The sequence below is a fragment of the Bulleidia sp. zg-1013 genome (assembly GCF_019798045.1).
In the GTDB taxonomy this organism is placed as follows: domain Bacteria; phylum Bacillota_I; class Bacilli_A; order Erysipelotrichales; family Erysipelotrichaceae; genus Bulleidia.
The window spans coordinates 253,956-268,870 of record NZ_JAGXEX010000001.1 but is presented as its reverse complement, the minus strand read 5'-3'; the positions used below and the strand labels follow the sequence as shown (position 1 = coordinate 268,870).

Sequence of the window (14,915 nt, the reverse complement as noted above, 5' to 3'; positions counted from 1 at the left end):
AGCACTCTATTAGTCTAACTGCTAGATATGGTATCACTAAGAAGCCGATGTTTCAATTCATAGCTCTAGTATAAATGGAATAATTTTATATTCACTCTATTATTCCTGTTATTTCCTAGCGACCATAGGAAGAAATGTTTATATTAAAACTATCTATGAGTACAACGATTGAAAACGCAATTCAGACTCTCTTACGTCAATTAAGGCGAGTTCGTATTGAGAATGGACTGACGCAGAAAGAAATGGGAGAAATTCTAAATGTGTCTGCCCAATCGGTATCGGCTTATGAAAATGGAACGGTAAGACCGGATATTGAAGTTCTATTTCGTTATATGGAATATTTTCAAATTCCAATGGCTTATTTTTTAAGAGAGTTTAGTCCTGAATTGAAAGAGAAACCAACGGCTTTAGAAATGGAATTACTTTCTGCCTATCGTAAGTCACCACTTTCTATTCAACAAGCCATTCAATTAATATTATTTGGTAATAAAATTTATAAGCAACCTAGTTTTAAAAAGGAAGCTCATTTGGTACATGAAAAAGAAGAGGATTATCTTCCACAAGATTAATCCTTTTGATAAATACGAATTTGGAAAGAAGCTAGAACGACTAGCTTTTTTTGTTGACTAAGACGTTTTCTTCCTTCTATAGCGGTATGATGATAGTAGGGTGTCATTTGAAAGAGGACTTGGAGTTCTTCTTGATTTAAATTCATCCTTTCTTCCATCGTTTCATCTTGGATTAATTTAAGGTTTAAATCCAAGTCTTTTAGACTATTTTCGTAGGGTATATCGTAAAGAATTTCTTTTAGTTGCCACAAATGTTTTTTAGCCGGGCTAACAACAACAAAAATACCTTTTGGTTTTAAAATACGTTCGATTTGTTCTTTAGCAATAGGAGCAAAACAGGTGATAACAATATCTTGAGACTTATCTTCTAATAGATTTTGAAAGAAACTAGCTACTAGGTATTGGGTTGATTTATCCTTTTTAGCGGCGTGTTTAATCGCCACTTTTGCTGCATCAATGCCTATTTTTTCATCAGCAATAAAAGCTCCGGTGTAATAGCCTTCACCACAACCAAAATCAGCTAAAGATTGATGAGGAAATTTCTCTGTTAAGTGAACTAAGTAATCTCTTAAAAAGGAGTAATAATCTTTTTCTAAGAAAGCAGTGCGGGCTTTTACCATGGCTTTTTCATCACCATGGTCTTTTCTTTGCCCCGGTAAGACATGAAGATAGCCTTCTTTCGCTTCATCGAAGTGATGATTGTTTTCACAAAACCAGTCTTTTCCTTGGTGTGATAAGACTTTTTGACAAATTGGACATAACAATTTCATAGCCCCAGTATAACATGACAGCTTGAAGAAAAATGGCAGAAAGAGTAGGATAAAGATAAGGAAAAGAGGAGTTTATCATGGATGAAAATAAAAAACTGGAAGACCAAGTGAATGAAGTTTTTAGCCAAATTAGTACAGGCATTAAAAAAGGAGCTGAAGTGGTCAGTGGTTATGTGAGTCAACAAACTGAAATTTTAAAGCTCAAGGGTGATATTAATCAAGCCAAAAAAGATTTAAAAACAGCTTATGAACAATTTGGTCATGGTGTGTATGAAGAAGAAATACTTAAGAAACCATTTGAAAACAAGCCGTTTCTTTTAGACCAAATTCAAACTAAGGAAAAATTAGTGGAATTATTGGAAGAAAAATTAGGCATTAAAGAAGGAAAATAGCTTCCTTCTTTTTTGTAGGAAAAGAGTCTGAAAGACGATTTTGAAATTATTTATCTACCGGGTTCTTTTTAAAAAATGAAGCGTTTACATTTATAAAAAAAATTGATTATAATAAAACCATGGATTAAATCCAACAGGAAAGAAAAGGAGGATAATATGTCGAAACATTTTAAGAACGTCATCGTTCGTATTCCTGGAACCGGTATTTGTGACGGTATCACTTCAAATCCATCATTGGGACAACCAATCTATGAGAAAGCTCTTGTGCAACACGAACACTATGTAGAAGCGTTAGCAAAGTGCGGGGTAAAAGTAAACGTTTTACCTCCAAATAATAATTTCCCGGATTCTTGTTTTATGGAAGATACAGCACTCTGTACGGACAAGTGCGCAATTATCTCTCGCCCAGGAGCAGATACGCGTCGTGATGAAACACAATTAGAAGATTTTCGTAAGATGTTGTCTAGCTTCTATGGAACTACTTTACATGAGATTACAGCTCCCGGTACAGTAGAACCTGGTGATATTATGATGGTTGGCGATACTTTCTTCATCGGAAAGACTGCTCGTACAAATGACGAAGGCTTCCGCCAAATGAAAGAAATCTTGGAGAAATATGGTAAAACGGTCATTCAAGTCCCTGTTCATGAAATGTTACATTTAAAGACAGGTGTTAACTATCTTGAAGATAATAATTTATTGATTTCTGGTGAATTCATCGATAATCCGCTCTTTGCGACTTTTAACAAGATTGTTGTACCAGAAGAAGAAGCTTATGCGGCAAATTGTATTTGGGTAAATGGAACCGTTATTGTTCCGGCAGGCTATCCAAAGATTAAGGAAGCTGTTGAACACTTAGGTTACAAAGTCATTCTTGTTGATACTTCTGAATATCGTAAGATTGATGGCGGATTATCCTGTCTCTCTTTGCGCTTCTAGCATATTGGTAAGAATCCAAGAGGGAAGGATATTCTCCTTGGGTTCTTTTTTAAAATTAATAATTGGAGAATTTTTATGTCAAAAAGTACAGATTCAAAACAACAAGGCATTAGCTTGTTAGGTTTAGTGGCGCTCACCGTTACAACAGTTGTGGGTGCCGGTATCTTTAACTTACCTCGTGATTTATCACGTTCTGTCGCTCCCGGTCCTGCTTTAGTCGCATTAATTATTGCGAGTATTGCGTTTGCGATTTTCGTTTATTGTTTGAAGTATTTGCGTGATCGTTATCCGGATCAAGATGCAGGAATCTTTTCTTTCCCAGAACAAGGTTTCGGAAAGTTTGTTGGTTTCTTATCTTGTATTGGTTATTGGTTATCTATCGTTGTAGGTAATATCTCCTTAGGAGTATTGGCTGTAAGTTCTTTGGGATATTTCATTCCGATTTTTGCGGGCGGAAATAATATTCCTTCACTATTATTGCTTTCTTTCCTTTTGTGGGTATTCTACTTCATTTGCTCGAAAGGGGCAGAAAGTGCTTCCTTTGTAAATTTAATTATTTGGATTGCTAAGATGGTTCCTATCGTTATCTTCGTAGTGGCGTTATTGTTGGCATTTAAAGTCGATGTATTCCAAACAAATCTTTGGGTAAACGCTTTCGCTTCAGAAGGGTTGCCTTCTTCGGTAGGTGGACAAATTTCTGTTGCGATGGCTTCCACGATCTGGGTTTATGTTGGTATTGAAGGAGCTTTGATTTACTCCGCACGTGCTAAGAATAAATCCGAGGCAGCAAAAGCGCTTGTTGTTGCTTATATTGTTATCGCTGCTATTTACTTGTTAGTCACTGTTTTATCCTTTGGCATTTTGTCACAAAAACAAGTGGCTGATTTGGGTGTTCCTGTTTTAGGAAGTATTTTGGAAGCTGCCGTTGGTAAGTGGGGCGGAATCCTTATGAGCGTAGGTATCATTTTATCGGCTGCTGGATGTTGGTTTGGTTGCTGTATGTTCGCAGGTGAGATTTTAGATGTTGCCGCTCAACATGAAATCATGCCGAAATTCTTAGCTGTTGAAAATAAAAATGGACAACCTATTAATTCGCTCTTGATTTCGACGGTTATTCAACAAATTTTCTTTGTAACAATTATTGTTAATGAATCGATTTATAATGTAATGGCTCTCTTCGCTTCCAGTACGATGTTGGTTCCTTACTTCTTTGTAAGCTTAACAATGGTCAAAGAAGCGATGAAGGCTGATGGTGGATTTAAACTAAATGCTTTATTGGGTGTTATTTCTACTATCGCTATGTCTTACTTGATGTACTCTACAGGTTGGAATTACGTCATTATTACCGCTTTATTATTCGCTCCATGTATTCTTCTTTACTACTTCGCAAGAAAAGAAAATCACAAAGAGTTCTTATCCAACAAGGAAAAGGTTTTGGCTGTTGCTGTTGTATTGCTAGCGATTGTTAGTTTGATTCTCATCTTCAACGGAACCATCAACTTAGCTACTATGTAGATAAAAGAGAAAAGTATATGGGATATCCAAAGTTAGTTATTGATCGCCGGAAACTTTTTCAAAACGCAAAAAATGTCTTGCGAATAGCAACGGAGAAAAATATCCGTATTATGGGCGTGGTTAAAGCTGTCAATGGAAATGAAGAAATTATTGATGTTTTGATAAAGGCAGGGTATACCTTGCTATCTTCCTCTCGTTTACCACAATTAAAAACAATTAAAGAGAAAGATGCGCGCATTGAAACTTGCGCATTGCGGATACCGATGCTGAGTGAATTAAGGGAAGTAGTGCAATGGGCAGATATTAGTTTGAATTCTTCGTTAGAAGTTTTAAGAGCCTTAAACCAAGAGGCGACATCCCAAAAGAAAGTTCACAAAGTTATCTTAATGACTGATTTAGGTGACTTGCGCGAAGGATTCTTCAAAGAAGAAGACTTGTTGGAAGCCGCTAAAATGGTAGAAGAAGAATGTAATTCTCTCTATCTTTTGGGTATTGGTGTCAATTTAGGTTGCTATGGCTCCATTATTCCTACTAGAGAAAAAATGGAAGAGTTGTGTGAACGTGCCGAGAAAATTAATCAACTTATTCATCGTAAGTTAGAAGTAGTCTCCGGAGGAGCAACCACCAGTTTTCCTCTTGTCGCAAAAGGCTTGATGCCTGAAGGCATTACGCAATTACGTATTGGAGATGGTTTATTCGTGAGCGATTTAGACGAATGCTTCGGTTACAAGATGTTTGAATCGGAACAAGAAGCGTTTGTATTAAAAGCAGAAATCATCGAGGTTCGTGAAAAACCTAGTCACCCAATTGGAGAAATCGGTGTCGATGCATTCGGTAATAAAAAAGTTTATATCGATAAAGGAAATCACATACGCGCTTTAATTGCGGTAGGCAGACAAGATTTAGGCGATTGTCATCATTTACAACCGCTTGATTCGCACTTAGAAGTTATTGGCGGTAGCAGTGATCACACCATCCTTGATATCACCAATTGCGAGAAAAAATACCAAGTTGGTGATGTGGTAAAATTCCACATCATGTATGAGAATTTGTTGATGTTATGTCAGTCAACATATGTTGAAAAAGAGTTTGTAGGAGAAATATTATGTTAAGATTCACAAATGCTATCGTTAGAAAACCTTGTAAAGCTATGATAGAAGGTATTGCTACAGGTATGTTTAGCGAAGAATCACCTATTTATGAAGATGCTTTGCGTCAACATGAGTCTTATGTCAAAACACTTGAAGAATTAGGTGTTTCTGTTCTTGTTTTAGAAGCTTTGGAACAATATCCAGATTCTTGCTTTGTGGAAGATCCGGCTGTGGTCATGAAAGACTTTGCGGTCATTACGAATTCTCCACGTGAAACTAGAAATGGAGAAAAAGACGAAATCTTACCGGCAATCCGTCAATTCTACAAAGAAGATGAGATTTATGACATCCAATCACCAGGAACAATGGAGGGTGGGGATGTTATGTTTGTGGATGGTCATTTTTATGTAGGTCTCTCCGAGAGAACAAATCTTGAAGGGGTAAGACAATTCCGTGAAATTGTACAGAAATATGGTTATGATGTAACGAGTGTTCCTGTAACTGAAGGCTTACATTTGAAGGATTTTGTGATTTACTTAGAGAACGGGAATATGTTATTAAGTGAAAAAATGAATAACGAAGAAGCTTTCGCAAAATTCAATCGTTTTGTTGTGCCGAAAGAAGAACTTTACGCAATCAACAGCTTATACATCAATGGAACGGTGATGGTTCCTGATGGTTTTCCAAAAACGAAAGAATATATCGAATCCTTAGGTTACCCAGTTAAAGTAGTGAACACCGATGAATTTAAGAAAATCGATGGTAGTTTGACTTGCTTATCCTTGCGTTTCGAAAAGTAATTTTACAATCTATCATAAGAAAAAATATTGTCGTCAATGGTTGCACTTGATTTGATAATTGCCGATTTTGAAATAGATTATTAGTACAATGATTATATATGAAGTGCTATTGTAAACAATTATTTTCCATGATATAATCCGCGAATGTAAGCGTTTCGCTTATTGTATTCAGAGTTAAAATAATTTAAAGGAGGAGAAGACTAAAATATTAGTCTATACAAGAAAATGGTGTCGAATAATAGATTTAAAAAATTCAAAAAAATTGTTTTTTCTTCGTTTATGACTGCTATGATGGTTATAGGGATGGCAAGTCCTTTAAAAGTTAATGCCGCACCTAATCAACCTGATTATAGTAAGAAACACAAAATTATTTCAATTGATGCAGGACGTAAGTATTTCAGTGCAGATAGTATTAAAAATATTATTACTCATGCGCATAAAAAAGGTTTTACTCATTTACACTTATTATTAGGAAATGATGGTTTAAGATTTACTTTAAATAATATTGATTTGCAAATTGGTTCAAAAAAATACACTACTGATAAGATTAATGCCGCTATTAAAAAAGGTAATAAGAATTACATGATATCTAAAAATGCAGGCAATATTCCTGATGCAGATAACGTATTAACAGAAACTGAAATGAACGATATTATCAAACATGCCAAGGATAATAATATTACAATTATCCCTGGTATGAATATGCCTGGTCATATGGATACAATTGTTACTGTAATGCAAGAAATGGGAGATTTAGGAGAAGTTCGTTTCGCTGCAAGTAAGTGGGGAACTAAAACGTTTTCTAAAACAACTATGGATTTTGAAAATGAAAAAGCTAATGATTTTTTAAAAGCTTTTTTAAACAAATATTTAGATTATTTCCAAAAACAAGGGATTAAAGATTTTAACTTTGGTGCTGATGAAATCGGTAATGATGCAGTTGGTACTAATGAAGGTGGTTATGGTTATGTTGTAAATAACAATAAGTACAATAAATTAGTATCGTTAATTAACGACTTGGCTGAAAAAATTATCAATCATGATATGCAAGCTTATGTTTTTAATGATGGTATGTATTATAATGATCGTACTGATGCTAAGATTGACCCAAGAATTAATGTGTTCTATTGGTCAAGCGGTGGACGTAGCTGGGGTGGTCCTAAATATACTTCACCTAGCACTATTGCAAATAAAGGGCATAAAATAATTAATACTAATGAAAGATGGTATTATGTTTTAGGGCGTGAATTAAAAGAAAGTCCACATTGTGGAGGAGCTTATCATGCATTCCCGGCACCAAATAAAGATCCAAATCAAGCTTCAACCGAAAAAATGAAATCATTTAAGTTTGATCATGTAAGAAATGGTAATAATGATACTACAAACATTTCTACAATTGGGTCAATGATTTGTTTATGGTGTGATGAACCTCAAATGACTTATGATGAAAGTAAGCTATTTAAATATATGGACATTTTTGTTGAAAATAATAAAAATGTGTTTGAAACAAAACCGTCTACACCTACACCGGGAACTAAAATGAAAAGAACAATGTCTGTTAAAGACACAATGAAAGTTATTTCAATTGATTCAGGGCGTAAATATTTTACTCCAACACAAGTTAAAGATATTATTACACGTGCAAGTGATAAAGGTTATACACACTTACAATTAATCTTAGGTAACAATGGGTTAAGATTTGCCTTAGATAACATGGAAATTAAAGTAAATGGGAAAACGTATGCCAGTGATGATATTAAATCTTATATTACAGCTGGTAATAAAAGATATATGTCCACTAAAGGAGCATCTTATACTCAAAATGCTGATAAGTATTTAACTGAATCAGAAATGAATGATATCATTAATTTTGCAAAACAAAAGAAAATTGAAATTATTCCATTAATTAATACACCCGGTCATATGGATGCAATCTTAACAGTACTCGAAAAAGCCGGATTAACAGATGTTAGATACGATTGTAAAGATTCTTCATATGACGAAAAAGGTAATCCATCAGAAACTACAATTTCTATGGCTAATGACGAGGCATTAGAATTCTCAAAAGCTTTTGTTAAAAAGTATATGGATTATTTCTCTTCTAAAGGCTCCAAATTCTTTAATATTGGGGCAGATGAATATGGTAATCATGATTCTAACTGTCAAGGATTTACCGATTTAATGAAATTAGGTTTATATGGTAAATTTGTTAATTATTTAAATGAATTAGCTAAATATTCAGTAGATCATAATATGAGACCAATGGTATTTAATGATGGTATTTATTATGATCATAAAGATCAATATGGGCAATTTGATCCAAACATCTTAATTGCATATTGGACACCAGGATTTAAATACAACAATAAGTGGCCTTATAGTCCTGCTAAAACTACTTATTTAAAATCAAAAGATCATGAAATCTTAAATACTAATGATGAATGGTACTATGTACTTGGTAGTGGGCAACAACAAGGTACAAATGGTGTTTGGTGGTATTGGTTAGGTATGGCATTAGATGGAATGAAGAAAAAGAAATTTGATGTCAATCCAGGTGAAAAAGTAGATACTGTAGGTTCAATGATTTGTGCTTGGTACGACTTCCCAAGATTATCGTACAATACTGGCGATTTTAATAAATGGGTTGATACATTTGCTGAATTAAATCCGGATGTATTTAAAAAGAGTGGTACTACTCCAGTGCCTAGTGAAAAAGATGCTGATTATACTGGTGTAGATAATGAAATTGCAGCTTATGAAAAAAATCATAAACCATACAAACATTTATTTACTGATAAATCAATTCAAAGAGTTGAAAACGCAATTGCAAAAGTAAAAAGAGGACTTAAAGAAAGCGAACAATCAAAAGTAGATGCTTTTGCTAGAGAAATCCATGATGCAATTAAAGCACTTCAATATAAACCGGCTGATTTTAGTAAATTAGATGCATTATCTTCTAAGATAATGAATGCTAATAAGAACAAAGATTTATATACAGAAAAATCATTTGCTGAATTTAAAAAATTATACGATGCTATAAATGAAGCTCGTAACTTCACTATTTTGGATCAAGAACGCCTTGATAGATTAGTAGAAGGTTTAAAGAAAGCTATTGCCGGATTAGAATATAAAGATGCTGATTATAAAGTAGTTGAAGATGCTAAAAAAGCAATTCCTGAAAAATTAGAAGAATTATATATTCCAGAAACTGTAAAAGCTGTAAAAGATGCAGTTGCTGCAGTTAAACAAGGATTAAAAATTACTGATCAAGAACAAGTAAATAAATTCGCTGAAGAAATTATTAAAGCTACAAAAGCATTGAAATTCAAACCGGCAAATTATGATGTTGTTGATAAAGTAATCAATTCAATTCCTAAAAAACTTGAAGCATATACTGATGCAAGTTTAAAGAAATTAGAAGAAGCATTAAATAAAGTTAAAGCTCGTGATTTAACAATTGATAAACAAGAAGAAGTAAATAAACAAGCTAAAGAAATCGAAGAAGCGATTGCTGGATTAGTTAAAAAAGATTTTGATTATGCAATGCTTGAAAGTACAAACCCACAACTTGGTCAAGAAGCAAGATTTAAATCTGAAGCTGATTTTAAAAAGTTCGAAGGTGTTGTTATTGATGGTAAATTGATTGATTCATCTCACTATAAAGCATATGCCGGTTCAACTGTTGTTGTATTATCAAAAGAATTCACTAAGACTTTAAAAACCGGCAAACATACTATTAAAATTTTATCAGTAGATGGTAAAGCAACAGCAAGTTTTGAAGTTAAAGCTGTTGAAGCTGCTCCTCGTGTTCCATCAATTCAACCTAAGACTGATTCTAAAAATATTGGCAAAAAGGCTAATAAAACAAATAAAAAAACAGATGTTAAAACCGGCGATGAAGCTAATCTATTTGGTTTTGGGGCTTTAGGATTATTGTCAATCTTAGCTTTAGTATCATTAAAGAAAAAATATAATTAGTCTAAGTAAAATATTATAGTATTGTGAAATTTTGTAGGAAAACCCTTTGAAAAAACGTAGGGTTTTACCTAAAGTTAAGGAAATGATAGAGTATTTATCATTTCCTTTTTATGTGATTACTTGATTTCTTAACCTTGTTAGTTAGTTTATCCGGTGAGTAGGATGTATACCCGTTATCTAAACTTAGTATCATAAGGGCATCTACCTCCGTGGTTTACTAAGCGTACATAGAAGGTGTGTACATCTTTATTATTCTTTTTAGATATTACCTCTTTACAGTATTCTACTTCATCATCTTTAAGAGCGATGATAGAACTAATTGAATCGTTAATCATAAATAAAAAACCTCCTTTCAGAATAAGATTCAATCTCATTCCAAAAAGGAGTTTTATACAACTAGACCCTACAAATTTTCAAAGGGAAATTTAAAATACCCTATATTTTTTCAAAGATGGGGTATCACCCTACAAAATTTCAAATTACTCATTTAGGCGAAGGCAAGACCTTAACTATATCCAAATAGAAGTCGGAAGTAACGGATTTGAAAAAAGAAAAAGATAGCCTATATTCTCAAATCATAGATATACGAGAAGAGGTTGAACAAATTGAAAGTGTTAGAAGGTGTATAGAGAAATTACAACAAGAAAATAGAGAACTAACACAGGTAAAGAAACAAGAATCAGGTCTGTAAAATCGGGCTGAAATATGGTATAATTATAAATGTTAAGTAAAATTAATTGGAATTTATGGAGGAAAATATGAGAAGCGGACATATAATATATAAAGTAAACAACTTGCAAGCAGCAGTTGAAGAATGGAGAAACAAGGGCTTTGAAGTAGAGTATGGAAGGAAAAAAAATCCATTCAATGCTCTAATTTACTTTAGTGAAGGAGCCTATATTGAACTTCTGCAAAATACTGGAATGCCTAAAATAGTAATCTTTTTTAGTAAGGTATTCGGTGTAAGTAAAAAAATGGAAAGATTTTATTATTGGAACAATTGTGATGAAGGTTGGTGCGGTTTCTGTATAGAAAAGGACTTTGGAAATTTGGATGAAGAAGTTGCCTTTTTAAACAAAAATGGAATTAAAGGAGTATTATTTAATAATCTCAAAAGAGTTGATACTAAGGACAGAGTTTTGAAATACAAGTGTTTTTTTCCTGAAGGATTGGATTTTCCGTTTTTGATGAGTTATTTCAGCATTGATCCCAAACCTGTGAATTTTACACATCCAAACGGGATAAGGAAAATAAAGAAAATTGTTTTTAAAATTGACGAAAAAAACGCAAGTATTTTGAAACAACTGATACAAGATGATGTACTGGAAATTATTGTTGACGATAAGGAAAAAGGCATAGTTGGTGTTGAATATGATATGGGGAGTGATTTTATGAAAAAGAAAAATCTATAATTTGTCTAATTGAATATAATAATTTGAGAGACAGTAAAGCAAAATGGTTTGCTGTTTTTTGTTGTTCAATTTTTGATAAAAGCATCTATAAATACAAAAAAGTACTAGATAAAATGCTCTCTGCCCTTTTGTATCAAGCGTTTCGTTTAAAAATGGTTAATAGGCAGAAAATATTAGTTGTCCAAAATATCCAGGAAAGGCATTTTCTAATTTTTCATAAATACTTTCCTCTGCTTCAATCAGGGCGATTTTATCATCAATTATATTTTGCTTTTTTCTAAGTAAAGAAGAAAGCGAGTTACCATTGGACGATAAACACTTTTCTATCTCAGATATACTAAGCCCTACTTTTCTAAATAATGAAATTATATTTGGTGTAACTAAATCCTCATCACGATAATCTCGATAGCCATTTTCTAATTTCAGCGGCTGAATCAAACCTTTCTCTTCATAACACTTGATGGTTTTTCTAGTCAAACCTGTTTTCTTTTGAATTTTATTTCTAAGCATGGTTTTACACTTCCTTGATTAAAGGATAATCCAGTCCCTAATGGACAGGTCAAGACTTATATTAATATTTTTTCTCCTGCATACGGTACTGTACCTTTCCTTCTGCAACAAATCCACATATTGGGGGTGCATTTTTTCTGTTATCCAGTCCCTAGTGTCAACCCTAGCCTATGGATATGTTCCCACTCAGCCTTTATTTTCTACATTTTATTTACTTAGTGGGTGCAACTCTTGACATTAATACTACCGTTTCAACATGAGGCGTTTGGGGAAATAAATCAAAGGCTTGAATGGTTAAAATTTGGTAAGCTTCTTTTAAAACAGAAAGGTTTTTAGATAAGGTTGCCGGGTTACAGGAAATATAAATCATTCTTTCTGGCTGAATTTTTAAAATAGCATCCAACATACCATCATCCAATCCACTGCGAGGCGGATCCACTAATAAAGTATCAATGGAATGTTTTTTAGCAATCTTATACAAACCGTCTGTTGCATCACCACATTCAAAGTAACAATTCTCAATATGATTTAAAGTCGCATTTCTTTTTGCGTCTTGAATGGCTGTTGGATTTAATTCAATCCCATAAACATTCTCTGCTTTTGAACTTGCTAATAAACTCATGACACCAATACCACAATAGGCTTCCACGAGGGTATGACATGGTTCAACCTTTGAAATGGCATAGCGATAAAGAGCTTTTGCTTGTCCGGTATTCAACTGAAAGAAAGCTTCAGGGGATAATTTTAATTGAATGCTTTCAAAAGGAATGGTTAAAGACTTTTCTCCAAAAAGAAGCTTCGTTGTATGGCCGAAGAATTGTTTGCTTTGTTTTACGGTGTTAATAGATTGATAAAGAGAATTTAGATTAGAAATATCCTTTAGATCATTGATAAGATTATCGGATAGAGTATCCTTACCAGTAATTAAAGTGGCTTGGCTTTGACCTTCGATTGAACGAATGATTAAATAACGCAAGCCTTTTTTAGTTTGTTTTGAGTAAGCGGGGAAGTGGTGCTTATTTAAAATAGACAATAAATTCTTACGAATTCTTTCAACCTCCGGAGTATGCGTTAAGAAATTATGCACCACTTGGAAGTGATTGGAATTCGGTAAGAATAAACCACAGACCAATTTACCATTTCTTTCTTGTACTGGTAGTTTGCATTGATTACGATAAGAAAATTCATGTTCAGCCGGGTTGATTTTGCGGACCCAACGGCTTTTAACTTTGGCGTATTTCCAAAGGGCTTCAGTTAATAAATTCATTTTGAAGTCCAATTGTTTCGCGTAGTTAATCGCAAAGAATGGATGACCTAGTCTTTCTTCGGTAGGGGAAGGGCTTTTCCGACGGTAATCAGCCTTTTTCAAAAGTTGATTTATCTCACCGTAAGCATAGTGATTTTTATTTTGGGTAATTTTGGCATCAATGATTTCATCTGGAAATGCGCCTTGAATAAAGATTGGTTTTTTCCGGTCATAGGCGATACCCTCGCCATTGATACCAATTTTTTTGATTTTTAGTTTCATAAAAATAGTATACATTTTGAAAGTGCTTTCATTTTAAAAAAAGTATATTTTGATTATTTCACATAATTTTCACATTTTGGTTGAATTTATAAAATTTCCTATTTATCATTGAGGTAAGAACGGAAAGCGTTTAGGAGGAAAAATGAAAAAATTATTCAAGGTTGCTTTAGCCGGTCTTCTTTCCCTAAGCTTAGTTGCTTGTGGAAATAAAGATAGTGGTAAAACAACCGACAACAACAAAAAGACGGATATGAAAGTGGCAATGATTACTGACTCTGGTGATATTACAGACCAATCTTTCAACCAAGCAACCTATGAAGCCGCTAAGGCATGGTCCGAAGCTAATGGGGCTAAGTTTACTTATTATAAGCCTGCAGGAGATAATACAACTGATCGTGTTAACATGATTGAAAAGGCAGTGGATGATGGATATAACGTTATCGTTATGCCTGGTTACTTATTTGCGGGTGCTATTGTTGACGTTGCCGGCAAGAAAGAAATGGAAGGCGTTAAGTTCGTTGCTCTTGATGTGGCCGCCGGTGATTTAATCGAAGCCGGAACAAAGAAAACTGGTGAAAAATACGATTTCAAACCTGAAAATTGGGACGTAAAGAAATATTATAATACAAAGAATGTTTATTCTGCTATTTATCATGAAGAGATTCCTGGTTATATGGCCGGTTACGCTGCTGTTAAGTTAGGTTACAAGAAACTTGGTTTCTTAGGCGGTATGGCTGTTCCTGCTGTTGTTCGTTATGGTTATGGCTTTATTCAAGGTGCTGAAGCCGCAGCTAAAGAATTAGGTCTTAAGGATGTTGAAATTAAGTACGCTTATTCAAACCAATTCAAAGGTGATGCGGATATCACAGCCGCTATGGATACATGGTACAAAGGTGGGACGCAAGTAGTCTTCTCTTGTGGTGGAGGTGTCTTCACATCTGTTGCCGAAGCCGCTAAGAAAGCAAAGGCTAAGATTATCGGTGTTGACGTTGACCAAAAGGCAACCATTGATGGAACTTATGGTGAAGGCTTAACCGTTACTTCAGCTATGAAGGCTTTAGGTACAGCCACAAAGGATACTTTAACAGCAATTAAAGATGGCAAGTGGAATGAAATTGTTGGTAAGATTGATAACTTAGGTGTCGTTTCTGCTGATGATTCTAAGAACTATGTTGGTTTACCGGCAACAACACAATTTGGTAAGGGCTTCACAAAAGAAGACTACGCTAAGTTAGTGAAAGATATTTATGAAAAGAAATTAACGATTTCTTCGGATGCGAACACAGAACAACTTCCTAAGACTGAAGTTGTCAAAGTAACAAATCTAGGAAGTATCAAGTAGTTTGACTTAAAAGGCTACGAAAGTAGCCTTTTTTAAAACGCTTAAATTTATATGTGAATTATTTTATAA

14 protein-coding genes are annotated in these 14,915 nt (G+C 34.0%); 10 read left to right on the top strand and 4 right to left on the bottom strand.

Going from position 1 to position 14,915, the window contains the following annotated elements; genetic code table 11:
* The first annotated feature begins 134 nt into the window (after positions 1–134).
* Complete coding sequence (locus K7I92_RS01210; protein ID WP_203245473.1) at positions 135–569, top strand: helix-turn-helix domain-containing protein; 435 nt, start codon at positions 135–137, stop codon at positions 567–569.
* On the opposite strand, the gene K7I92_RS01205 is transcribed toward K7I92_RS01210, so the two are convergent.
* Positions 566–1,339, bottom strand: coding sequence for a putative RNA methyltransferase (locus tag K7I92_RS01205; RefSeq protein ID WP_203245474.1), 774 nt, complete (start codon positions 1,337–1,339; stop codon positions 566–568). The two genes, K7I92_RS01210 and K7I92_RS01205, sit on opposite strands and share 4 nt — an antisense overlap.
* A gap of 77 nt (positions 1,340–1,416) precedes the next feature.
* Between K7I92_RS01205 and K7I92_RS01200 the strand changes: the two genes are divergently transcribed.
* The 6 genes from K7I92_RS01200 to K7I92_RS01175 all read left to right on the top strand — a co-directional run bounded on the left by K7I92_RS01200 (position 1,417) and on the right by K7I92_RS01175 (position 10,054).
* The gene (locus K7I92_RS01200; RefSeq protein ID WP_203245475.1) at positions 1,417–1,731 is read left to right on the top strand and encodes a hypothetical protein; all 315 of its coding nucleotides are present in this window, start codon (positions 1,417–1,419) and stop codon (positions 1,729–1,731) included.
* A 156-nt stretch (positions 1,732–1,887) separates the two neighbouring features.
* Positions 1,888–2,670, top strand: coding sequence for a dimethylarginine dimethylaminohydrolase family protein (locus K7I92_RS01195; RefSeq protein WP_220281726.1), 783 nt, complete (start codon positions 1,888–1,890; stop codon positions 2,668–2,670).
* A gap of 75 nt (positions 2,671–2,745) precedes the next feature.
* Positions 2,746–4,185 (top strand): amino acid permease, encoded by a 1,440-nt coding sequence (locus K7I92_RS01190; protein ID WP_220281725.1) that lies wholly within the window; start codon positions 2,746–2,748, stop codon positions 4,183–4,185.
* 17 nt (positions 4,186–4,202) lie between these two features.
* The gene (locus tag K7I92_RS01185; protein ID WP_220281724.1) at positions 4,203–5,297 is read left to right on the top strand and encodes an alanine racemase; all 1,095 of its coding nucleotides are present in this window, start codon (positions 4,203–4,205) and stop codon (positions 5,295–5,297) included.
* On the top strand, positions 5,291–6,076 hold the full coding sequence (locus tag K7I92_RS01180) for a dimethylarginine dimethylaminohydrolase family protein (protein WP_203245479.1): 786 nt from the start codon (positions 5,291–5,293) through the stop codon (positions 6,074–6,076). The genes K7I92_RS01185 and K7I92_RS01180 overlap by 7 nt, the downstream gene beginning before the upstream one ends.
* A gap of 279 nt (positions 6,077–6,355) precedes the next feature.
* Positions 6,356–10,054 (top strand): family 20 glycosylhydrolase, encoded by a 3,699-nt coding sequence (locus tag K7I92_RS01175; protein ID WP_220281722.1) that lies wholly within the window; start codon positions 6,356–6,358, stop codon positions 10,052–10,054.
* A 173-nt stretch (positions 10,055–10,227) separates the two neighbouring features.
* On the opposite strand, the gene K7I92_RS01170 is transcribed toward K7I92_RS01175, so the two are convergent.
* Positions 10,228–10,389 carry a hypothetical protein gene (locus K7I92_RS01170; protein WP_203244948.1) on the bottom strand — a complete coding sequence of 54 codons (162 nt, stop codon included), beginning with the start codon at positions 10,387–10,389 and terminating at the stop codon, positions 10,228–10,230.
* 206 nt (positions 10,390–10,595) lie between these two features.
* Between K7I92_RS01170 and K7I92_RS01165 the strand changes: the two genes are divergently transcribed.
* Together K7I92_RS01165 and K7I92_RS01160 are read left to right on the top strand one after the other, a co-directional pair.
* Positions 10,596–10,745: a hypothetical protein gene (locus K7I92_RS01165; RefSeq protein WP_203245481.1), complete on the top strand. Its 150-nt coding sequence runs from the start codon at positions 10,596–10,598 to the stop codon at positions 10,743–10,745.
* 67 nt (positions 10,746–10,812) lie between these two features.
* Complete coding sequence (locus K7I92_RS01160) at positions 10,813–11,466, top strand: VOC family protein (protein ID WP_203245482.1); 654 nt, start codon at positions 10,813–10,815, stop codon at positions 11,464–11,466.
* Positions 11,467–11,622: 156 nt separating this feature from the next.
* Here K7I92_RS01160 and K7I92_RS01155 read toward each other — a convergent pair whose 3' ends face one another.
* Entirely contained in the window at positions 11,623–11,976 is a 354-nt protein-coding gene (locus K7I92_RS01155) for a MerR family transcriptional regulator (RefSeq protein ID WP_203245483.1), read from the bottom strand.
* A 211-nt stretch (positions 11,977–12,187) separates the two neighbouring features.
* The gene (gene rlmD, locus K7I92_RS01150) at positions 12,188–13,504 is read right to left on the bottom strand and encodes a 23S rRNA (uracil(1939)-C(5))-methyltransferase RlmD (protein ID WP_220281721.1); all 1,317 of its coding nucleotides are present in this window, start codon (positions 13,502–13,504) and stop codon (positions 12,188–12,190) included.
* Between the two features lie 142 nt (positions 13,505–13,646).
* On the opposite strand from rlmD, the gene K7I92_RS01145 reads away from it, so the two are divergent.
* Positions 13,647–14,846: a BMP family protein gene (locus tag K7I92_RS01145; RefSeq protein WP_220281720.1), complete on the top strand. Its 1,200-nt coding sequence runs from the start codon at positions 13,647–13,649 to the stop codon at positions 14,844–14,846.
* The last annotated feature ends 69 nt before the right edge of the window (positions 14,847–14,915 follow it).